Source organism: Pseudomonas sp. PB3P13 (assembly GCF_054897735.1).
The window spans coordinates 3,298,879-3,318,619 of record NZ_CM142702.1 but is presented as its reverse complement, the minus strand read 5'-3'; the positions used below and the strand labels follow the sequence as shown (position 1 = coordinate 3,318,619).

The 19,741-nt window shown below is 55.6% G+C and carries 20 protein-coding genes and 2 pseudogenes; 15 read left to right on the top strand and 7 right to left on the bottom strand.

The genetic code is table 11. The features are described from left to right. Window positions 1–64 precede the first annotated feature (64 nt). The 3 genes from ACYZT1_RS15280 to ACYZT1_RS15270 all read left to right on the top strand — a co-directional run bounded on the left by ACYZT1_RS15280 (window position 65) and on the right by ACYZT1_RS15270 (window position 2,387). Complete coding sequence (locus ACYZT1_RS15280; RefSeq protein ID WP_462015543.1) at window positions 65–625, top strand: lipid-binding SYLF domain-containing protein; 561 nt, start codon at window positions 65–67, stop codon at window positions 623–625. A gap of 162 nt (window positions 626–787) precedes the next feature. Next, entirely contained in the window at window positions 788–1,879 is a 1,092-nt protein-coding gene (locus tag ACYZT1_RS15275) for a DUF3616 domain-containing protein (RefSeq protein ID WP_462015542.1), read from the top strand. 49 nt (window positions 1,880–1,928) lie between these two features. After that, window positions 1,929–2,387 (top strand): metallophosphoesterase family protein, encoded by a 459-nt coding sequence (locus ACYZT1_RS15270; RefSeq protein WP_462015541.1) that lies wholly within the window; start codon window positions 1,929–1,931, stop codon window positions 2,385–2,387. An 83-nt stretch (window positions 2,388–2,470) separates the two neighbouring features. Here the strand turns inward: ACYZT1_RS15270 and msrA are convergent, their stop codons facing one another. Continuing rightward, window positions 2,471–2,977, bottom strand: coding sequence for a peptide-methionine (S)-S-oxide reductase MsrA (msrA, locus tag ACYZT1_RS15265; RefSeq protein ID WP_462015540.1), 507 nt, complete (start codon window positions 2,975–2,977; stop codon window positions 2,471–2,473). 324 nt (window positions 2,978–3,301) lie between these two features. Between msrA and ACYZT1_RS15260 the strand changes: the two genes are divergently transcribed. Next, entirely contained in the window at window positions 3,302–4,039 is a 738-nt protein-coding gene (locus tag ACYZT1_RS15260) for an SDR family oxidoreductase (RefSeq protein ID WP_462015539.1), read from the top strand. Between the two features lie 117 nt (window positions 4,040–4,156). On the opposite strand, the gene ACYZT1_RS15255 is transcribed toward ACYZT1_RS15260, so the two are convergent. Next, window positions 4,157–5,056, bottom strand: coding sequence for an AraC family transcriptional regulator (locus ACYZT1_RS15255; protein WP_462015538.1), 900 nt, complete (start codon window positions 5,054–5,056; stop codon window positions 4,157–4,159). Between the two features lie 50 nt (window positions 5,057–5,106). Between ACYZT1_RS15255 and ACYZT1_RS15250 the strand changes: the two are divergent. Then, a pseudogene (locus tag ACYZT1_RS15250) lies at window positions 5,107–5,646 on the top strand (nuclear transport factor 2 family protein); the annotation flags it as partial. Between the two features lie 90 nt (window positions 5,647–5,736). Then, the gene (locus ACYZT1_RS15245; RefSeq protein ID WP_462019257.1) at window positions 5,737–5,976 is read left to right on the top strand and encodes an Atu4866 domain-containing protein; all 240 of its coding nucleotides are present in this window, start codon (window positions 5,737–5,739) and stop codon (window positions 5,974–5,976) included. 212 nt (window positions 5,977–6,188) lie between these two features. Here the strand turns inward: ACYZT1_RS15245 and ACYZT1_RS15240 are convergent, their stop codons facing one another. Further along, window positions 6,189–6,434 carry a hypothetical protein gene (locus ACYZT1_RS15240; RefSeq protein WP_462015537.1) on the bottom strand — a complete coding sequence of 82 codons (246 nt, stop codon included), beginning with the start codon at window positions 6,432–6,434 and terminating at the stop codon, window positions 6,189–6,191. Window positions 6,435–6,582: 148 nt separating this feature from the next. Further along, complete coding sequence (locus ACYZT1_RS15235) at window positions 6,583–7,248, bottom strand: polysaccharide lyase family 7 protein (RefSeq protein WP_462015536.1); 666 nt, start codon at window positions 7,246–7,248, stop codon at window positions 6,583–6,585. 393 nt (window positions 7,249–7,641) lie between these two features. Here ACYZT1_RS15235 and ACYZT1_RS15230 point away from each other — a divergent pair, with 393 nt between their 5' ends. Both ACYZT1_RS15230 and ACYZT1_RS15225 read left to right on the top strand, forming a co-directional pair. Next, window positions 7,642–8,034, top strand: a complete 393-nt coding sequence (locus ACYZT1_RS15230; protein WP_462019256.1) for a MarR family winged helix-turn-helix transcriptional regulator — start codon at window positions 7,642–7,644, stop codon at window positions 8,032–8,034. Continuing rightward, window positions 8,031–8,777, top strand: a complete 747-nt coding sequence (locus tag ACYZT1_RS15225; protein WP_462015535.1) for an NADPH-dependent F420 reductase — start codon at window positions 8,031–8,033, stop codon at window positions 8,775–8,777. The genes ACYZT1_RS15230 and ACYZT1_RS15225 overlap by 4 nt, the downstream gene beginning before the upstream one ends. Window positions 8,778–8,863: 86 nt before the next feature. Here the strand turns inward: ACYZT1_RS15225 and ACYZT1_RS15220 are convergent, their stop codons facing one another. Next, the gene (locus ACYZT1_RS15220; protein WP_462015534.1) at window positions 8,864–10,390 is read right to left on the bottom strand and encodes a CoA-acylating methylmalonate-semialdehyde dehydrogenase; all 1,527 of its coding nucleotides are present in this window, start codon (window positions 10,388–10,390) and stop codon (window positions 8,864–8,866) included. A 38-nt stretch (window positions 10,391–10,428) separates the two neighbouring features. Further along, window positions 10,429–12,060 carry an MFS transporter gene (locus ACYZT1_RS15215; RefSeq protein WP_462015533.1) on the bottom strand — a complete coding sequence of 544 codons (1,632 nt, stop codon included), beginning with the start codon at window positions 12,058–12,060 and terminating at the stop codon, window positions 10,429–10,431. 415 nt (window positions 12,061–12,475) lie between these two features. On the opposite strand from ACYZT1_RS15215, the gene ACYZT1_RS15210 reads away from it, so the two are divergent. The 5 genes from ACYZT1_RS15210 to ACYZT1_RS15190 all read left to right on the top strand — a co-directional run bounded on the left by ACYZT1_RS15210 (window position 12,476) and on the right by ACYZT1_RS15190 (window position 16,803). Continuing rightward, the gene (locus ACYZT1_RS15210) at window positions 12,476–13,450 is read left to right on the top strand and encodes a quinone oxidoreductase family protein (RefSeq protein WP_462015532.1); all 975 of its coding nucleotides are present in this window, start codon (window positions 12,476–12,478) and stop codon (window positions 13,448–13,450) included. Between the two features lie 30 nt (window positions 13,451–13,480). Continuing rightward, complete coding sequence (locus ACYZT1_RS15205; RefSeq protein WP_462015531.1) at window positions 13,481–14,407, top strand: LysR family transcriptional regulator; 927 nt, start codon at window positions 13,481–13,483, stop codon at window positions 14,405–14,407. A 30-nt stretch (window positions 14,408–14,437) separates the two neighbouring features. Beyond that, window positions 14,438–15,340 carry a LysR family transcriptional regulator gene (locus tag ACYZT1_RS15200; RefSeq protein WP_462015530.1) on the top strand — a complete coding sequence of 301 codons (903 nt, stop codon included), beginning with the start codon at window positions 14,438–14,440 and terminating at the stop codon, window positions 15,338–15,340. Between the two features lie 147 nt (window positions 15,341–15,487). Next, window positions 15,488–15,772: a YciI family protein gene (locus tag ACYZT1_RS15195; protein WP_462015529.1), complete on the top strand. Its 285-nt coding sequence runs from the start codon at window positions 15,488–15,490 to the stop codon at window positions 15,770–15,772. A gap of 95 nt (window positions 15,773–15,867) precedes the next feature. Then, window positions 15,868–16,803 (top strand): NAD(P)-dependent oxidoreductase, encoded by a 936-nt coding sequence (locus ACYZT1_RS15190; protein ID WP_462015528.1) that lies wholly within the window; start codon window positions 15,868–15,870, stop codon window positions 16,801–16,803. Window positions 16,804–16,865: 62 nt separating this feature from the next. Here the strand turns inward: ACYZT1_RS15190 and ACYZT1_RS15185 are convergent. Continuing rightward, a pseudogene (locus ACYZT1_RS15185) lies at window positions 16,866–17,140 on the bottom strand (hypothetical protein). A gap of 439 nt (window positions 17,141–17,579) precedes the next feature. Between ACYZT1_RS15185 and ACYZT1_RS15180 the strand changes: the two are divergent. Together ACYZT1_RS15180 and ACYZT1_RS15175 are read left to right on the top strand one after the other, a co-directional pair. Beyond that, the gene (locus tag ACYZT1_RS15180) at window positions 17,580–18,938 is read left to right on the top strand and encodes an MATE family efflux transporter (protein WP_462015527.1); all 1,359 of its coding nucleotides are present in this window, start codon (window positions 17,580–17,582) and stop codon (window positions 18,936–18,938) included. 86 nt (window positions 18,939–19,024) lie between these two features. Then, window positions 19,025–19,696: a phosphoribosyltransferase gene (locus ACYZT1_RS15175; protein WP_462015526.1), complete on the top strand. Its 672-nt coding sequence runs from the start codon at window positions 19,025–19,027 to the stop codon at window positions 19,694–19,696. Window positions 19,697–19,741 lie beyond the last annotated feature (45 nt).

Here is a 19,741-nt window from a genome sequence, read left to right as displayed (position 1 = left end):
GTACCGCCAACGCAGGCGCTGACCGCTGCTCTCATCCAACGCTCCCTCTTTTGGAGTACGGAAAATGACTCGACCATTGCGGTTCTTCCTATCGATTTTTCTTGCGGGTGCAACATTGGCATCGGCCGGCTTGCTCAACCCGGCAGCTGCGGCGACCGCCGAGGATCTCGATGCCGATTCCCGGCAAACCTTGCAGATTCTGAATAAGGCTACCCCATTCGCCGAAACCATCTCGCACCAAGCCAAAGCTGTGCTTGTCTTTCCGAAAATCATCAAGGCAGGGCTTGTGTTCGGCGGCAGCTATGGCGAAGGTGTTTTGATGAAGGGCAATAAGGTCGAAGATTATTACAACTCTGTCGGCGGTTCGTGGGGGCTTCAGGCGGGTGCGCAGTCGTATGGCTATGTGGTTTTTCTAATGACTGACAAAGCCGTGAAATATATAAAAGATACCAGGGGTTGGGAAATCGGTGTCGGCCCCACGGTTGTGATAGTCGATGAAGGCATCGCGAAGAACCTCTCCAGCTCGACGCTCAAAGATGACGCGTACGCGTTTATCGTCGACCAGCAAGGGTTGATGGCTGGGGTCAGCATTGAAGGTACGAAGATTTCACTGATCAAGCGTTAACGGCTGACTGACCGGCGGGGTTTCAAGAGGGAGCGGACACGCACCCGGGGGCACGTTTTTGCGTTAGCGCGTGGTGGCCTTCCGCCGCTCATTCTCCATCTCCCAAGTCACACTGGGAACCTCAATACCCGCGCGCCGCGCCATAAAGACAGGAGACTGCTCATGAGCGACCGAAGCAATTTTGCGCTGTTGAGATTTGATCCGGCGTTCGCGTCGTTGCGCGATGGCCTTTCGGTCGCTCAGCAGATTGACGACACACTCTGGGTGGCCAACGACGAAACCACGAGCCTGGAACGTCTGAAAATCCAGGAGGCTTCGCCTGGCGACGTCGTCCGGTGCGATGAGCACCAATCGTTTCAGCTTCTGGAGTATCTGGACCTGCCCCTGCCGAAGCAAGACGCCGAGGTCGATATCGAGGGGTTGGCCTATGTCCATGAAAGTGGTTATCTCTGGCTCGTGGGCTCCCACAGCCTGAAGCGAAAGAAGGCCGAGGCCGGCAATTCTGTACAGAAGAATATCAAGCGCCTGTCGACGGTAGAGCCAGACGGCAATCGCTTTCTGCTGGCCCGCATCCCCGTGGTGCATCAGAACGACAGCCATGTACTCGCCAGAAAAGTGGACGTCGATGGGCGTACGGCGGCGCAGCTACACGGCAACGACGTTGGTAACGACCTGACCGCGGCGATTGCTGAAGACCCTCAGCTACGTGATTTTCTGCGTATCCCGGGTAAAGACAACGGCTTCGATATTGAAGGGTTGGCGGTGATCGGCTCGCGCCTTCTGCTGGGGCTGCGTGGACCGGTGCTTCGCGGCTGGGCAGTGCTGCTGGAGATTGAACCGGAGCCGAAAGCCGACTCGACTGACACGCTGGTGCTGAAGAAGATCGGTCCGGATGGGCGCCGCTACCGCAAGCATTTCTTCGCGCTCAATGGCCTGGGCTTGCGCGACCTGTGCACCAGCGGTGACGACCTGCTGATGCTGGCGGGTCCGTCCATGGACCTGGATGGTCCGGTAACCGTTTTCCGCTGGCGAGGCGGTTTCGCGTCCGACACCGACAGCGTGGTCTTTTCGGATCAATTGGAGAAAGTAATGGAGGTACCTTTCGGACAAGGCAACGATCACGCTGAAGCCATGTGTCTGTTCAAGTCGGCCGAGCAGCCTGGGGAGGTTCTGCTGATCCTCTACGACTCCGCGGCGAAGAGTCGTAAACACGGCGAAACGGAAGTGGAAGGGGATATGTTCTTGCTGGATTAGCCACGCACCTCGGCAATTCAACGAGATGAGGCCACCTTACGGAGATGACATGAAAGTCGGCGTGATATCCGATACCCACGGCCTGCTCCGCCCCGAAGCGCTCGCGGCGTTAGAGGGTTGTGAGTTGCTCGTTCACGCGGGTGACATTGGTAGCCCGACAATTCTTGAGCAACTCGCGATCATTGCTCCTTTGCATGTTGTACGCGGCAACAACGACCAACAGAGTACCTGGGCAGAAAACCTGCCAGATGTGCTCCAGGTCGACATTAATGGTTGGCAGGCATTGCTGGTGCACGACATTGCCGATGTGCCCTGCGAACTCGACGCAGGTATCAAGCTCGTCATCACCGGTCACTCCCACAAGCCGCGCATGGAGTGGCGCGGTGAGATGCTTTATCTCAATCCTGGCAGCGCGGGCCGACGGCGCTTCAAACTTCCGGTGACGTTGGCAATACTTGAAGTAAGTACAACTTCTATTGAACCGCGATTGGTCTACCTTCTGGATTGAATGAATACATTTGTAGAACTCGATCAGCGTGAATCTGGAGCGCTTTGGGAAAGAGGGCGGTGAATTGCCCGAGCTGCCAGTGCTCAGGCGCGCTTCGGCAATTTCCAGTCCGGACGAATGAAGTGGCAAGTGTAGCCGTTCGGAATACGCTCCAGATAATCCTGGTGCTCCGGCTCCGCTTCCCAGAACGCTCCCGCCGGTTCGATTTCTGTCACCACTCGACCGGGCCACAGGCCTGAAGCGTCGACGTCGGCGGCAGTGTCCTCGGCAATGTCGCGTTGCTGTTCACTCAGGTAATAGATCGCCGAACGATAGCTGGCGCCGCGGTCGTTGCCCTGACGATTGGGTGTGCTGGGGTCGTGTATCTGGAAGAAGAACTCAAGAATCTGTCGGTAGCTGATCACGGCCGGGTCGAAGACGATCTCGATGGCTTCGGCATGGTTGCCATGATTGCGGTACGTGGCGTTCGGCAAATCGTCGCCGGTGTAGCCGACGCGCGTATGCAGCACACCGGGATAGCGCCGCAGCAGGTCCTGCATGCCCCAGAAGCAGCCACCAGCGAGAATGGCAGTTTCGGTTTGACTGGTCATGGTGAGTGCTTCCTCTCGGGGACGTTGGGTGGAGGTAGTGTTATGGAGGCGGGTTGGTGGATTCCAAGTCAGATCGCGTGATTCGAGCCGGCTCCTTCAATCTTGCAGTTCATATAAGAGATTGGAAACCGCTTTGCCTAATGACTTTCGCAGATAGGTTGCGGACGCGGGACACAAATGCATCAGTCGCGACGCTTCACCTCCCACAGGATCAGGCAAATTGTCAGGAGGATCGGACTCACTCGTTGTATTCCTTTATCCCTAATCTGGACTCGTAGCGAGACACCTCTCTTGTCATCAAGCATTCAGTAAAGGATCAGGATCATGTCGAACGTATCAAAGAAAATAGTTGTGATCACTGGCGCCAGCAGCGGTATCGGCGAGGCGACCGCGCGTCTTTTAGCTAGCGAGGGGGCACACGTCGTGCTGGGTGCGCGTCGCACGGATCGCCTTGAAGTCCTCTGCAACGAGATAAATGCCTCTGGGGGAAGTGCCCAATTCAAAGCGGTTGATGTCACCAGCCGGCCCGATGTGCAAGCGTTTGTGGATTTTGCGGTCCGGCATCATGGTCGGGTCGATGTGATCGTCAACAACGCAGGGGTGATGCCACTGTCGAAGCTTGAGGCGCTGAAGGTGTCTGAATGGGATCAGATGATCGATGTCAACATTCGCGGAGTGCTGCATGGTATTGCGGCAGGTTTGCCTCTGATGCAGAAGCAGAAATCGGGTCAGTTCATCAATATTGCGTCTATCGGTGCATACACGGTCAGCCCGACAGCCTCTGTTTACTGCGCCACGAAGTATGCGGTGCGGGCTATTTCAGAAGGACTGCGTCAGGAAGTCGGTGGGGACATTCGTGTCACGGTTATTTCGCCTGGGGTAACTGAATCGGAATTGGCCGAGAGCATGTCGGACGAAGGCGGACGGGCCGAGATGCGTGAATTTCGTAAGATCGCGATCCCCGCTTCGGCCATCGCCCGTGCTATCGCTTATGCCGTCGAGCAACCTGACGACGTGGATATCAGTGAACTGATTGTCCGCCCAACCGCCAGCCCATATTAATTTGGCGAGGCTGGAGGAAAAGAAAATGACGGTCAAAAAATCCGCTGATCATGTGGGTTGCGACAAATGGTGCGACGTGTCATCCAGGCCGACTTCCGGTGAGGAGGCCCTGGCCCGTCATCCGGTCGACACCTCGACTGCCCTGCGCAGCCGCCAGGCATCCTTCGCCGGTGGCATACCGAACATACGGGCATAGTCTCGACTGAACTGCGAGGGACTTTCGTAGCCGACTCGATATCCCGCATCTGCTGCATCAATCGCTTCTGTGACCATCAGCCGGCGAGCTTCCTGTAGCCTCAACTGGTTACGAAATTCCAGCGGGCTCATCGACGTGACCGCCTTGAAATGCGTATGGAAAGAGGAACGGCTCATGCCGGCGATATCGACGAGGTCATCGATCCGGCATGTTGCGTGGTAGTGGTTGCGTAGCCAGGTAATGGCCTTGGCAATCTGGTTCAGGCGGCTGTCTGCTTGTGCCATCTGCCTGATAATGCTGTTGCCGTTCCCGGTAAGGAGGCGATAAAGGATCTCGCGAATCACGAGCGGAGCGAGCACTTCGATATCACTTGGCCTGTCGAGCAGCCCGGCCAGCCGAACCACTGCATCCAGCAGTTCTGGAGTCGTGTCGTTCAACGCGATGCCCGCGGGAGGCTCACTGCCGTTCTCTTCCGGCAGGGGATGGCGCAGCACAAGGTCACTCAACTCAGTCGTATCGAGATCGAGCACCAGGCACAGATAAGGAACGGCCTCACTCGCCTCGATGACCGAGCCCATCACCGGAAGATCTACAGATGCAATCAGGTACTTGGCTGGATCGTAAACATAGGCGGTAGTACCCAGCATCGCTTGTTTGCGTCCCTGAGCGACCAGGCAGAGCGTTGGTTCGTACACCGCGGGCATAGGCATCGTAGGCGTGCCCGAGCGAATCAGGCTGACTCCTGGAATCGCGGTGCTGTGTATGCCGTCATTCTGGACGTGACGACCAACGATATCGACAAGCTTTACAAGAGAATTCAAGCGCAACTCCATAACGTCCGAATGCAGGTGTTCAACCTCTAGCTTATCGGATGATCGAGCAAGAAATCAGCACGATCCTGCTACGGCCACTCAAGCCTGCAAGTCACACTTCAGAAACCGCCCATCACGCTCGGCGGGCCCATTCGATAGATTCAGGAGCACACGAAATGCCGCTTCTTCGACGACTTTTCACGGCAGTAACACTGGTCTTCACCACGCTGATTGGTGGGCTGGTGCCCGCGGTGGCCAGCGAACCGACTACGGAACGCAACCGCCAATTCATTGCGCAAGCATTCGAACAGTGGTCTCAAGGTGGCCGAACGTTCTTTCAGGATGTGCTGGCTCCCGAGGTGATCTGGACGATCAAGGGAACGAGTCCTTCGGCAGGTACTTACCGGGGGCGGGATGACTTCCTGAAGCGGGCAGTGGCACCCTTCGCAAAACGCCTTTCTTCACCCGTTCGCCCGACAGTGACGGATATCTGGGCCGAAGGCGATGACGTGATTGTTCACTGGGACGGCTTCGCAACTGCAGCCGATGGCGCGCCTTATCGCAACAGCTACGTATGGATTATCCGATTGCACAATTTGCGCGCAACCGAAGTCATTGCCTTCCTCGACCTGGTTCCCTACGACGACGTCATCAGGCGTATTCCACTTGACGCGCAAGGCGATATCTCAATGAATAAGCACCCCTACGTCGGCATGTGGATGACCGATGACGGCCACATCCGCCATCAACTGCTTCCCAACGGCCGCTACGACGAAGCGCGTGGAACTCGTGAAAGCGCTTATCAAGGTCGCTATGAAATGACAGGCAATAAGATCAACTATTGGGACGATACCGGCTTCACGGCCGACGGCGTATTCGTCGATGAGACCACCCTTCATCACGGCGGGATGATCTTCCGCCGTCGATAACGGATCGTCTGGCCATGGAGTCGACTTGGGCATACGGCCAAGGCGCGCAGCTGTTGTTACTTTTTAGACGGGCAACAGGCGGTAGTCGTCGAAAGGATTTGCTCACAGGCTGTAGAGCCGTGACTCCAATATCGACTGTGTTCTATTCATGGCTACGGAATGCAACAAGGATTGAGGATGCTAGGGCGTAAAGCCCTAGCAGATACCCGTTATCACTTTTTCTTCTTCGCCGGCTTTTCTGCCTTTTCTGATTTCTTGGCCTTTTCTGGCTTGCTATCAGCTTTTTTAGCAGATTTCTTTGGTTCGGCATCTTTCTTCTTGTCTTTCGTTTCGGAAGATTTCGAAGAAGCCGAGGCCGCAGATTTTTTTGGCGGTGAGGACTTTTTGTCTTTCAATTCCTTGCTGGATTTCGAATCTTCACCTTTGCTTTTCTTCTCGTCTTTAGCCACGTTGACCACCTCTCGGAGTATGCCGGTATTGGCACAATGCCTGTGCGATTCTCCACAAGCTGAACATTAGGCGAGCGCGTACAAAAGCGGTTCAATTTTTTTGATGCGTCGAGTCGCGTTGATAGATGCGACAAGAAGCTGAACTGAACTGAACCGGTCAACCCTTGCTGTGCTTGACCTCCAGCTTGTAGAACGTCGCTTGCGCGCCTTCGCTCTTGTAGCCGGTGTTGTCCAGGGTGTAGGCCCCGGCCTTGAAATACAGCTGTTTGTTCTGCCAGCTTTTGCTGAGCTGCTTGCCCCACTGGTAACCTTGCGAAATCACGTGCAGGTAGCCCGCCGAGCTCAAGCGAACCTCGTAGTCGAACCGCTGGTTCAACTCGACATTTTCGGCAATCACCACCTTGGTGTCCTCGCTGCCCGGCTTGAGTCGATAGTTGGCAATCACGCTGCCGGTCTTTCTGGCTTTGTCATAGACATACTCCACCTTCAGCAACGGGCCCTTGCCTTGGTAGATATGAATCTGCCCGATCACCACTCTGCCTTCCGACGGCACCTGATTGACTGACAGGTTGGCCGTCATCCGGTGATCGGCCTCGGGGTATTTCCAATTGCGCAGCTCACCGTCCTTGTACGTCTCGCGAAGTTCGCTGCGTGCAAACTCGGATTTGGCCGTCGTCCCGCCCGTCACCGGCGACCAGAAGAACAGCGTATTGCCGGAGCGGAAATACGAATCCGAGTAACCGTCCACCAGGCGCGGCGTCTCGATAACCCGGGCAGGCGCGCCAACGGGGATGGTCAGGTTCCAAGTGCTTAGATCAATCATGGCATGGGCTCACTGATAGTCGGTTAATTCGCAGGTAAAGCAAAAGCTCTGACCCACAGGGCTTTCGTCTTCCCCGGAATGTTCATGAACACCAGAATGCTCACATCACCCCCATGTTTAACATGAAATGAGCAACCACCAAACCGCAGGTGATCAAACGGTCACGCTGTTCGCGTACGAGCTGCCGAGCAACCCGAGCAACCCGAGCAACCGAACAACGGCTTCCATTGTCAGTAGCAAACGCTAGGTCAATACCATGGAAGAGTCTGGAAAGCTGCTTCAGAGTGAGCTATTGTCTAGCGAGCTAGATAATAGCGAGCTAGGGGAAATGCATTGAAGAGAAACAGCGTAGGTCAGCAACTTTCGTTCGCCCTTTACGGTGCGGCAAATCGTATGGTGCGGCTACATAAGCCCTTCCTTGAGCCTCTGGGCCTCACATTTCCCCAATACCTGGTGGTGCTGGAGCTGCTTAATGCCGCCCCGCAACCCGTTGGCGTTCTCGGCGAACGCCTGAGTATGGACACTGGAACGATCACTCCGCTTCTCAAGCGTCTGGAACTTGGGGGCTTTGTCACGCGCGCACGGGATCCCAGAGATGAGCGCCGCGTGCTGGTAGATCTCACGTCGCACGGGCGGGCATTGGAGACCGAAGTTCAGGCTGTCACTGGTCAGATCAGGTCCGCGTGTCAGCTGGATGAGAAGGGCGTAGAGAATCTTCGGCACATTCTGGATGGCCTGGCCCACCTGTCACAGGAACAACCCATCGTATCAACGGAGATAACATGAAAATCGGCATTCTTGGCACTGGAAATATCGGCAAGACTTTGGTTAGCAAGCTAAGCCTTGCAGGACACGACGTAAAGGTTGCGAATTCACGCGGCCCAGAGACAATCGAAAAAAATTTGCTTTCCTCAGGCGCAAAGGCGGTAACAGCGCAAGAGGCCGTGACGGATGTCGACGCAGTTATTCTGTCTATTCCTCTCATTCGGATACCTGGCATCGCCGCGCTGTTGTCCACTGTCCCAAGTGAGACAGTGGTGATCGATACTTCCAATTATTATCCTTTCCGCGATGAGAAGATCGCCGCTCTTGAAGCTGGACAGGTAGAAAGTATTTGGGTGGCTGAGCAGTTGGGTCGCCCTGTTGCAAAAGCCTGGAATGCAATCGGCTCGGCGTCATTAGCGAGCAAAGGTAAACCCGCGGGCGATCCAGATCGCATCGCATTGCCGATTGCCGCCAATAGAGATCGGGATCGTGAGGTGGCTAAAGCGCTTGTCGAAGATACCGGACTTGACCCTTTCGACGCGGGATCGCTCGAAGACTCATGGCGGCAGCAGCCCGGCGCTCCAGCATACTGCACAGACCTCAAAATAAACGAAATCCAGGCTGCGCTGGTTGCGGCAGAAAAAGATAGATTGCCAAAACGACGAGATTTGGGTGTTGCTGTGATGCAGGAGCGGCTCGGCGATGGCACGACCAATCCGGATGCAGACTGGGGTGTGCGGCTGGTGCGGGCGATAAATATGTAATCTCCGTTGCATCGCAAAAACTGCGGTGCTCGGAAGGGCGGCAGCTAAAGGGAGGGGCCCGGCTCTGCGCCGGGCAACCGAATCGGTTACTTCAGTATGATGGTGGTGTTCACGCCGTCATTCACCGTTTTGTCGTCAAACCAGCGGCTGGTGATGGTCTTGGTCTGGGTGTAGAACTGGACAACCTGCTTGCCATAAGGACCGAGATCTCCAAGCTTGGAACCGCGAGAGCCGGTGAAGCTGAACGCAGGAACTGGTACCGGGATGGGGATGTTTATACCCACCTGGCCGACATCGATTTCGCTTTGGAATTTGCGGGCAGCGGCGCCACTTTGGGTAAACAACCCCACGCCGTTACCGAATGGATTGGCGTTAACCAAAGCGATGGCATCGTCCAGGGTCTCAGCTTCAAGGACCACAAGAACCGGGCCGAAGATTTCGTGGGTGTAGATATCCATTTCGGTCGTTACGCCCGAGAACAGGGTAGGGCCAATGAAGTTGCCGTCCTCGAAGCCTGGGACGTTGATATCACGGCCATCAAGTTCCAGTTTCGCACCCTGCTGCACACCGCTTTCGATTAGATCAAGTATTCGTTGTTTGGCGCGCTTCGAGATCACTGGGCCGATGTCGGTGCCAGGCTCGGAGCCTGCGTTCACCTTTAACTTCAGAGCCAGTTCCTTTATATCGGGCAACCAGTTGCGGGCTTCGCCTACCAGGACGACCACCGAGGTGGCCATGCAGCGCTGGCCCGCAGCGCCGAAGCCGGCGCCAACCAGTGCGTTCAGGGTGTGCTCGCGATTCGCATCAGGCAGCACCACTGCGTGGTTTTTGGCACCCATCATCGACTGGACGCGCTTGCCGTGCTGGCTGCCCAGGTTGTAGACGTGTGTGCCGACGTGGGTAGAACCTACGAACGAGATGGCTTTGATATCCGGGTTAGTGCACAGAGCATCGACGACTTCTTTGCCTCCATGAACTACGTTCAGAACGCCCGCCGGGATGCCGGCCTCCAGGCCCAGCTCCACTAGCATCATGGTCGACAGAGGATCCTGTTCCGATGGCTTCAGGACGAAGGTGTTGCCCGTGACAATCGCCATCGGGAACATCCACAGTGGGATCATCGCAGGGAAGTTGAACGGCGTAATGCCAGCGCACACGCCGATGGGCTGTCGAAGCGTGTAAGTGTCGACGCCGCTCGCGACGTTTTCGGCGAACTCGCCCATTTGCAAGGTGCCAATTGAGCAAGCGTGCTCCACTACTTCAAGGCCCCGAAAGATATCGCCTTCAGCATCAGCAATGGTCTTACCTTGTTCAGCGCTCAACACGGCAGCAATGCGCTTGGAGTTATCACGTATCAAAGCCTGCAGTTTAAGCATGATGCGCATGCGAGCGCCGATGGGCGTCTTCTTCCAGCTGTGAAATGCGCGCTCAGCGCAATCAATGGCAGCCTTCACTTCTTCTTTAGTGGCCATTGGTACCCTCGCCAATACTGCCTGCGAGGCGGGGTTTACCACGTCCATCCATTCGTTGGTCTTGGAATCAACCCACTCGCCGTTGATCAGCAACTTGACCTGAGCCACTGCAGTGTCGTTCTTGTTCAGCAAAGCATTCATGATGTCTCCTTGGATTAAGGTTTCTAAAATCGACGCTTTCACTTCGAAGTCTGGACGGCATCGAGATCGACGTTTTTAGTCTCTTTAAGTGCGATGACACCGATAACGAGGCTGACGCCTGTTATGAGAACGGGGTACCAGAGGCCGTAGTAGATATCGCCGGTGTAAACCACCAAAGCAAAAGAGATCGTCGGTAGAAGGCCACCAAACCAGCCATTACCAATGTGATAGGGCAGGGACATTGAGGTGTAACGGATACGGGTCGGGAACAGCTCAACCATCGTTGCGGCCAGAGGGCCGTAGGTCATGCAGGCAATGAGAATCAGAGCGACGATGATCGCTACCACCATTGGCTTGTTGACCTGTGCCGGATCCGCGCTTGCTGGGTAGCCTGCTGCAACAGTTACAGTTTTAATGGCTTCAGCGTCAAAACCATTGAGGACGGTGCCGCCTACGGCGATTTTAATCTCACCGCCAGCCGGGGCAGCAACGGTTTCATAAGGGATGCCCATCTTGGCCAGGTAAGTTTTGGTCTTGTCGCAGGCGCTATCAAATTTGGCTTTGCCAACAGGGTCAAACTGGAATGTGCACGAAGCAGGGTCTGCAGTCACCGTGACAGGTGCGGCAGCGCTTGCTTGCGAGATCTGAGGGTTTCCGTAGTAGCTCAAAGCTTTGAACAGTGGGAAGTAAAGGACAGTAGCAAGCAGCAACCCAACCATGAGAATCGGCTTACGGCCAATTCTGTCGGAAAGGGAGCCGAAGATGACGAAGAAGGGTGCACCGATTACCACGCTGATGATCAACAACATGTTGGATTGTGCGGGATCCATCTTCAGGAACTGAGTCATGAAGAACAGCACATAGAATTGCGAGGTATAGAACGTTACGGCTTGACCGGCATTAATCCCGAATAGCGCAATGAGAACAACCTTCAGATTTTCCCAGGAGCCGAATGAGTCGCGGATGGGCGATTTGCTAGTGGTTCCCTCTTCTTTCATTTTTTTGAAGGAGGGCGATTCATGCATGCTCATACGAATCCATGCAGAGATGCCGACCATCACCAGAGATAAGAGGAACGGGATCCGCCAGCCCCATACTTCAAATTGATCGCCGGTGATTTTACGACAGATCAAGATGACCAGCAGTGAGAGCAACAGTCCGAAGGTCGCTGTGGACTGAATCCAGCCAGTGAACATGCCGCGCTTGTTTCTTGGCGCATGCTCGGCCACATAGGTGGCAGCCCCGCCATACTCGCCACCAAGCGCCAGGCCTTGGAGCATACGCAGAAAGACGAGAATGATTGGAGCGGCAATGCCCCAGGTTGCGTAGGTGGGAAGGATCCCTACCAGGAAGGTCGACACGCCCATCAGGATGATGGTTACCATGAAGGTATATTTTCTGCCAATCATGTCGCCTAAGCGACCGAACACCAACGCGCCGAAGGGTCTTACAAGGAACCCGGCGGAGAATGTCATCAGGGCAAAAATGAAGGCGGTTGTGTCATTAACCCCTGAGAAAAAGTGCTTGCCGATGATGACTGCCAAGGCGCCATACAGGAAGAAATCGTACCACTCGAAAATCGTCCCAAGAGAAGAGGCGAAAATCACCTTCTTGTCTTGCCGTCCTATTTCGGATGAGCCAACAGTTTGCTCTTGCGCTATCTCGTTCATTTGCAGTTCCTCGGCCCGGTGGGCTCATTTTGTTTTTGTTCTTGACTGCCGGCCAATCGAACTGGCCGCCATCGTTGGATTATCTGAAGCTGACGCTCCGACAATTCGGTGATGCTCGATGGTTCGTACTCCATACAACGGGAGCCAAGTCGCCTGGCACCCGAGGGAACGCAACTGAGTCTAGGAGTGGCCTATGGCGTGTCACAGAGCAGAATCTGCTCAACGGATGTGCAGAAAAAAGGGAATGCCGCGCTGACAGCCACCCACCTATCGCACAGCCCGTTGAACCCAAACCCTCCCGTGAAAACAATCAGATTCGTGCATTCAGTGCACTTCTGTGCTGCACCTGACATGGCTTGTTGCCTTGGGTGCAAGGTGCGACTTTTGATACAGTGGATTCCACGGGAGATGAGTGATGAATGATGTAGTGCGTTTTGAGAGCTTTGGCGGTGCCGAGCAACTTCATCTGGACAACGTTCAGGTGGGTGAGCCGTCTGACGGACAGGTACGTCTCAGGCAATACGCGGTGGGGGTGAATCCCCTGGATATCAGTCAGCGCCGTGGTGAAGTGAAGATCCCGCTGCCTTCAGGCATTGGCTTGGAAGGCGCTGGCGTTGTGGAGGCCATTGGGCCGAACGTAACGAGCGTTCAGGTTGGTGATCGCGTGGCATACGCAACTGGCCCTATTGGAAGCTATGCCGCTGTCAGACTTTATCCTGCAGAGCGATTGGTCAAGCTACCCAACAATATGAGCTTTGAAGAGGCGGCGTCGATCCTGTTCAAAGGCATCACCGCTCAGTACCTGCTCAAAACCACCTACCCGGTCGTCAACGGCACAAACGTTCTGCTTTATGGCGCCGCAGGCGGTGTCGGTCAGCTGATGGCGTCTTGGGCAAAGCACTTGGGTGCGAACGTAATCGGAGTCGTGTCGAAACAATCGAGCGTAGAGCGGGCACGCGCTGCCGGTTGTGATCACGTCTTCGTTTTCGACAGCGCGACCTTGGCAAAAAACGTCCAGGAAGTCACCGGTGGGAAGAAGGCCGACGTTGTCTATGACCCAATCGGCAAGCAGACCTTTGACACTTCGCTGGATTGCCTGCGCGTGCGTGGCCTGATGGTTTCTTACGGTATCTCCAGTGGGGTGCCGGATCCTATCGCGGTAGGGACACTAAATGCCAAAGGCTCGTTGTATCTCACCCGGCCTTCCTTGATGGCGCATGTAGCTACAGTTGAGGCTTATCAGGAACGTGCAGCTGACGTACTCGACGCTATCGCCAAGGGCATCATCAAAGCCCATGTTTCCAAAACGTACCCTTTGAAGGAAGCAGCCAAGGCCCAGCAGGACATTGAGAACGGGCATTCCAAAGGCTCAATTGTTCTGATCCCTTAACTCTGAATCCCGCCCCTGCTGAGGTTGTTGATGGATCCGTTCGATAGCCGCAAATCCGATGAACTTTCAGCAATCCTGGCGCTTGCAGACCATCACACGTTTTCAGCGGCAGCAAAGGTTCTCGAGCGGCATCCATCCGTTTTGTCGAAGCGAATTTCCTCACTGGAAATGAAGCTGGGTGTTCGGCTGGTTGAGAGAACAACCAGAGCCGTCAGATTCACTGACGTCGGTGCGCGTTTTGTTGAGAACATCCGCGCCGCTGCGCGGTTGATTCAGGAAGCCCAATCCGAAGCGCTTCAAGACGCTTCGGCGATCCAGGGCACGCTCAGATTGTCGCTGCCGTCCGCAATGGGCCGGATGTGGTTAAGTCCTTTGATCGCTGAGTTCGCCAAACTCCACCCGCTTCTCTCGCTGGAACTCGAGTACACCGACGAATTCGTGGATATCGTCTCGAAGGCCCATGACTTGGCGATACGTATCGGAGATTTGCCAGATAGCCGGCTGATTGCGCGAAAGCTTTGCGATCAAAGGCGGATCATGTGTGCCTCGCCGGTGTACATCGAGCGACATGGAGCACCCCAGCACCCTCACGATTTGGTGAACCACCAATGTTTGTCCTACACGGGCTTCAGCACTTTTCCTGACTGGCGGCTCGTGTCGGATGGTAAGGCCGTCACCGTCAGGCCAAAAGGCTCAATCAAAAGTAACGATAACGAAGGCCTTCTGATTTCTGCCATCCATGGCTTAGGTATTGTGGCTGGCAGTACGTGGCTAGTGGCAAGAGCCATGAAGAAAGGTCAGCTCGTTCGAATACTTCCAAACTGGACATTCGGCGCTGACTCGGGCGTGTACCTTGTTAGACCTTCATCTGCCTACACATCGGCAAAAGTCGAGGCCTTTAAAACTTACATTGAGTCCAGATTCACTAACAGGGCTCCATGGGAGGATCCTGAGTAGTAATTTCTCACTGAGGTTAGGAATTAAGAGATGTCAAAAAAACAAAAAAACGAAAACTGGGATGACTTTCGATATTTCTTAGCCGTGGCAAGGGCCGGTACTTTGTCAGGCGCTGCCGAAAAACTTGGGACGGAACATACAACAGTTGCACGGCATATCGCAGCATTAGAGGATGGACTGAAGATAAGACTCTTCCACAAGAGCAATTCCGGATACGATTTAACTCCCGAGGGGGAGAGGGTTCGAAACGCTGTTGAAAGTATGGAGAGCATTCTGCTCTCGTACAAGAGCGATGAAACCGATCCTGGCCAAATCTCCGGTCTGGTAAGAATTGGTGCCCCGGATGGCTTCGGCAGCGTTTTTCTCGCTCCCAAACTTGCCGAACTCACAAAGAAACATCCCAATCTAGAAATAGAGATTTACGCAGCTGCCCGTGTGTTTAGTCTTTCCAAGCGTGAGGCAGATATCGGCATCAGCCTGGCTACAGCGGAACATATGCGTGTTGCTTCGCGACGCCTTACAGACTATCGCCTTCAAATTTACGCCACCCGTCAATACCTTGATGAGTCCCCTCCGATACGAACACAGAAGCATCTGGAACGTCACCCATTTGTGGGGTACGTCGAGGAGCTTTTGTTCGCACCTGAACTCAATTTTTCCAGTGGATTAGACGTGGAGCTGGTTTCGCGCTTGCGCAGCACCAACCTGCTTACTCAGCTGCATACAGTCTTGGGGGGCACGGTGCTAGGGATTCTCCCTGCCTACATTGCTACTTCTTTTCCCAAGCTGATTCCTGTCCTTTCAGACCAGGTCAGCATCAAGCGCTCGTTCTACATGCATGTGCACGAGGATCATCGCAAAGCTGCACACATTCGAGAGGTGGCAAGGTTCATCGCAGACCAGGTCAATGCCAATCAGGAAATCTTCCTATAGCGACATCAGTGATTTTTTGCACGCCGGATGTGTGTTTATTGTGTTGTGAAGGCACCACCGGCGGAAGTACCGTAATCCCATCGAGTTAGACCATTCTTTGAGGGTCTAACTTATGGGAAGGTACCGAAAAATAATAACAGGTGCAGCATGCTATACGTCATCTACTGCAGAGATAATCCCTCTACACCAACAAGGCGCGATGAATTGTATGATGCGCATCGTGCGTACTTAAAAAGCGCGTCAATAAAAATCTTAATTGCTGGGCCCTACACTTCCGCTGATAGCGATAAGAAAATTGGAAGCATGCTTGTAGTAGAGGCGGAGACTCTTGAGCAAGCTGAAGAGTTTCAGCGTAGTGATCCATTCGCTCTGAATGGTGTTTGGAGCGAAGTAAGCGTAAATCCCTACATAAAGTCAATTGATCAGCGTTAAGTATTGCGTGCACCACCAAGGCGCCGAATAACGCAGCTGATATTGAATGCGCAGAATTGTTTGACATAAATCCTTTAAAGCAATGGAGAACAAAAATGAAAACTATCGCTTGGATCGGTCTCGGTTTCATGGGCAATCCGATGTCCAAACACATGTTGAACGCTGGCTACACTGTTAAAGGTGTAGATATTGACTCAACAGCCCGTGAAGGGGCTGCCAGGAATGGCGTCGAGATCTGTGCCACCGTGGCCGAAGCCTGTAAGGGCGTAGATGCCGTGTTCACGATGCTGCCTACCGGTGCTGAGGTCAAAGAAGTCTTGACTGGCCCAAACGGCGTGTTTGCGAGTATTGATCCAGATACGGTTGTAATCGACTGCTCTACGATTGGTATTGAAAACGCCCGCGCCGTGCACGCGTCTGCCAAAAAGGCAGGCCGCATCTTCGCTGAGGCGCCGGTCTCCGGTGGTACAGAAGGTGCCATAGACGCTAGTCTGACTTTCATGATTGGTTGCGAAGACCCACACGTGGCCCGTGTCAAAGAGCTGCTGGGCCCGATGGGCGGTTATATCGCACATGCTGGCGGCCCGGAAGCAGGTCAAGCTGCCAAGGTCGTTAACAACCTGATTATGGGTGTTTGCGTCGCAGTGAACTGCGAAGCTACTGCACTGGCTGAGCGTCTGGGTTTGAACCTGAAAGAGTTCTTTGAAATCGCCATCCGCTCCACTGCCGACAACTGGACTTTCCGCGTCTGGAACCCCGGTGTGGGTGTTGTTCCAAGCGCTCCCGCATCGAAGGGTTATAAGGCGGGCTTCAAGACCTGGCTACTCGCCAAGGACTTGACCCTTGCCATGGACGCTGGCCGGGAAGTGGGCGCTACTATCGCAACTGCAGAAGCCGCTTACGCCATTCTGAAAAATCATATCGACAACGGCGGCGCGGATATGGACGCCACTTCCCTGGTGCTCAGCCTGAAAGAAGCTGCTGAGCAAACGGTGCCGCAAAAGGCATTGGCAGGAAGCGGTCGCTCGTGAACGGCAGTTAATCGCCGAAAGCAGACTCACCGAAAAACGGGCGCATTCAGCGCCCGTCTTCATCACTCACTCGCAACCTGCGCGCGCAACCGCCGCCCAATCACATCCATCAAATCACAGCCATCGCGCAACGGAATGACCAGCAGCTGAGAAAAGTCCGTCAACACCACCGTGTCGCAACCCAGCTCTGCGCGATAGGCGATGTTTTCCAGTACCTGCGTGACCGAGCGAATGCGGTGGTCGGCCATGGCTTGCAGGACGTCGAGTGGGGCTTGGGTGTCGATGAGCAAAGAGCCGGGATCAGGTCGATTCCGGTTAAGGGCATGTATCTATTCATATGAAAATCTCTGTTTGATTGGCTAACGCCGTCACTCAGTCGTCGCCAAACGACTGGGTGGCAGCTGTGCGCAGGTTGGCGAACCGGCAACAGAGAAAACCGGCAGACCCGAAGGTCTCCCGCGCACAGCCGCCATAATAGCGGCTTTGCGGGTGCGACGACCCCTGCAATAAAGCCTGGAGCCCTCGCATTCTCTGTTATCAGGTCGCCAAACCCGAATCGCCCATCCGGACGACGGACCGGACTATAAGCCTCATCGCATCCCCCGGCAAGGTGAGCGGTTCCGAGCTTTGCGCAGGAACTTTATAGCGGTCCTACGACGTCTACTCCCCGTCGCGCAAAAAAACGGACACACCCTGACCCATCATTTCACCGTGTTCATCGCCGCTGACGCTATCCTTGCAAACCGTACCCCGCAGTCGAGCCGGATCTTCACCCAATGCAAACTCCGACCACCGATCACCACCTCTGGAAAACCTACCTGCTTTTCCTCGCGCCCATGGTTCTCTCCAACTTTCTGCAATCGATGTCGGGCACCATCAACAGCATTTACATCGGGCAGATGCTCGGCACGCAAGCGCTGGCCGCGGTGTCGGGCATGTTCCCCATCGTGTTCTTTTTCATCGCGCTGGTGATCGGCCTCGGCGCCGGGGCGGGGGTGTTGATTGGTCAGGCCTGGGGCGCACGCGAACCGCATCTGGTCAAAGCCATTGCCGGTACGACGTTGCTCCTGGGTGCAATCATCGGCCTGACAGCCGCGGTGCTCGGCAGCGTATTTGCGCGGGCGGCGCTGCAGGGTTTGGGCACGCCGGCGGATGTGCTGGACGATGCCGTTGCGTATGCCCACGTGATGATGTGGATCATGCCGTCGCTGCTGGTGTACGTGCTGTTCACGCAGTTGCTGCGCGGGGTGAGCGATACGGTGTCGCCGCTGGTGGCGCTGGTGGTGTCGACGTGTATCGGGCTGGCGCTGACGCCGGCGTTGATTCGCGGTTGGCTGGGGCTACCGATGATGGGGATTCAAAGTGCGGCGTATGCGGGGTTGGTGGGCAATCTGGCGGCGATGGGCTGGTTGTCGTGGCGGCTGATCAGGCGGGGGCATCCGTTGGCGCCGGATCGCGAGATGTTTGCGGCGATGCGACTGGACCGGGTGATTCTGGGCAAGGTATTGCGCATCGGGTTGCCGACCGGGTTGCAGATGGTGGTGTTGTCGGTGTCGGAGCTGGTGATTCTCGCGCTGGTCAATCAGCACGGTTCGCAGGCGACGGCGGCGTATGGCGCAGTGACGCAGATCGTCAATTACGTGCAGTTTCCGGCGCTGTCGATTGCGATCACCGCCTCGATCCTTGGTGCGCAGGCGATTGGCGCGGCGCGGGTCGAGCGGATCGGGCCGATTTTGCGCACGGGTCTGCTGATCAACGTGTGCCTGACCGGTGGTCTGGTGGTGTTGGGTTACCTGCTGTCGCACTGGTTGCTGGGCCTGTTTTTGACCGATGAATTGACGCGGGCGAAGGCCGAGCAACTGTTGCACATCATGCTCTGGAGCCTGTTGGTGTTTGGCTTCCAGGCGATCATCGGCGGCATCATGCGCGCCAGCGGCAATGTGTTGGTGCCGATGGCGATTTCGATTTTTTGCGTGGTCGGGGTTCAGTTGCCGGTGGCCTATGTGTTGGACGGACACTTCGGTCTGCAGGGCGTTTGGATGGCATTTCCGGTGGCGTATCTGGGCATGCTGGTGCTGCAGACGCTGTATTACAAACGGGTGTGGAAGCATCAGAAAATCGAGCGGTTGGTGTAGTGGGGCGGGTTGCCGTCGCTGGAACTCGGGCCGACAATTCATCTGGGGACTAACCGGCAGGCGTGATCGCCTGTGGAGGTTTTCAGATGAGTTTCTGTTCGCCCACGGTCTTGCAGGATCGCGCCGATGCCGGCCGCCGTTTGATCGAGCCGCTACGCCATTACGCCCATCAATCCGACGTGATCATTCTCGCCTTGCCGCGTGGCGGTGTGCCGGTTGCCTGCGAAGTAGCGACCGCTCTGGCGGTGCGCCTGGACCTGATTCTGGTGCGCAAACTGGGCGTTCCATCCCAGCCGGAATTGGCCATGGGTGCGATTGCCAGTGGCGGCATTCAAATCCTCAATGAAGAAGCGCTGCGGGCTCACCCGGTCGGCAAAGCCGAGTTTGAGGCCATTGTCGCTCGCGAGACGCGAGAGCTGTTGCGTCGCGAGCAGGTTTATCGCGGCGGGCGCGCGGCTGTGCGGTTGAATGGGCAGACGGTGATTCTGATCGACGACGGGCTGGCGACGGGCGCGTCGATGAGGGCGGCTATTGATGCAGTGCGCTTGCAGATGCCCGCGCGCATTGTCGTTGCGGTGCCGGTGGCCGCCATCGAAACCGCAGAGGCGCTACGCGATGAAGTGGATGAGCTGATCTGTCCGCTGATGCCCGAGTGGCTGATGTCGATCGGGCATTGGTACGTGGATTTTTCTCAGACCCCGGATGAAGAGGTGGTCTGGTTGTTGCGGCGGGCTTGGCAGGGATTGCCCCCGGTCTGACGGCAAGGCAGCCGCTCGTCGTTGCGCCTCGGCTTGCTCTGCCGC

Coding starts and splice junctions, on each gene's coding strand:
- ACYZT1_RS15180 (WP_462015527.1), top strand. CDS start 17,580: ATGCAAACTCCGACCACCGATCACCACCTCTGGAAAACCTACCTGCTT.
- ACYZT1_RS15195 (WP_462015529.1), top strand. CDS start 15,488: ATGCTATACGTCATCTACTGCAGAGATAATCCCTCTACACCAACAAGG.
- ACYZT1_RS15210 (WP_462015532.1), top strand. CDS start 12,476: ATGAATGATGTAGTGCGTTTTGAGAGCTTTGGCGGTGCCGAGCAACTT.
- ACYZT1_RS15235 (WP_462015536.1), bottom strand. CDS start 7,248: ATGATTGATCTAAGCACTTGGAACCTGACCATCCCCGTTGGCGCGCCT.
- ACYZT1_RS15260 (WP_462015539.1), top strand. CDS start 3,302: ATGTCGAACGTATCAAAGAAAATAGTTGTGATCACTGGCGCCAGCAGC.
- ACYZT1_RS15275 (WP_462015542.1), top strand. CDS start 788: ATGAGCGACCGAAGCAATTTTGCGCTGTTGAGATTTGATCCGGCGTTC.
- ACYZT1_RS15200 (WP_462015530.1), top strand. CDS start 14,438: ATGTCAAAAAAACAAAAAAACGAAAACTGGGATGACTTTCGATATTTC.
- ACYZT1_RS15190 (WP_462015528.1), top strand. CDS start 15,868: ATGAAAACTATCGCTTGGATCGGTCTCGGTTTCATGGGCAATCCGATG.
- ACYZT1_RS15280 (WP_462015543.1), top strand. CDS start 65: ATGACTCGACCATTGCGGTTCTTCCTATCGATTTTTCTTGCGGGTGCA.
- msrA (WP_462015540.1), bottom strand. CDS start 2,977: ATGACCAGTCAAACCGAAACTGCCATTCTCGCTGGTGGCTGCTTCTGG.
- ACYZT1_RS15270 (WP_462015541.1), top strand. CDS start 1,929: ATGAAAGTCGGCGTGATATCCGATACCCACGGCCTGCTCCGCCCCGAA.
- ACYZT1_RS15245 (WP_462019257.1), top strand. CDS start 5,737: ATGAATAAGCACCCCTACGTCGGCATGTGGATGACCGATGACGGCCAC.
- ACYZT1_RS15225 (WP_462015535.1), top strand. CDS start 8,031: ATGAAAATCGGCATTCTTGGCACTGGAAATATCGGCAAGACTTTGGTT.
- ACYZT1_RS15175 (WP_462015526.1), top strand. CDS start 19,025: ATGAGTTTCTGTTCGCCCACGGTCTTGCAGGATCGCGCCGATGCCGGC.
- ACYZT1_RS15230 (WP_462019256.1), top strand. CDS start 7,642: ATGGTGCGGCTACATAAGCCCTTCCTTGAGCCTCTGGGCCTCACATTT.
- ACYZT1_RS15205 (WP_462015531.1), top strand. CDS start 13,481: ATGGATCCGTTCGATAGCCGCAAATCCGATGAACTTTCAGCAATCCTG.
- ACYZT1_RS15215 (WP_462015533.1), bottom strand. CDS start 12,060: ATGAACGAGATAGCGCAAGAGCAAACTGTTGGCTCATCCGAAATAGGA.
- ACYZT1_RS15220 (WP_462015534.1), bottom strand. CDS start 10,390: ATGAATGCTTTGCTGAACAAGAACGACACTGCAGTGGCTCAGGTCAAG.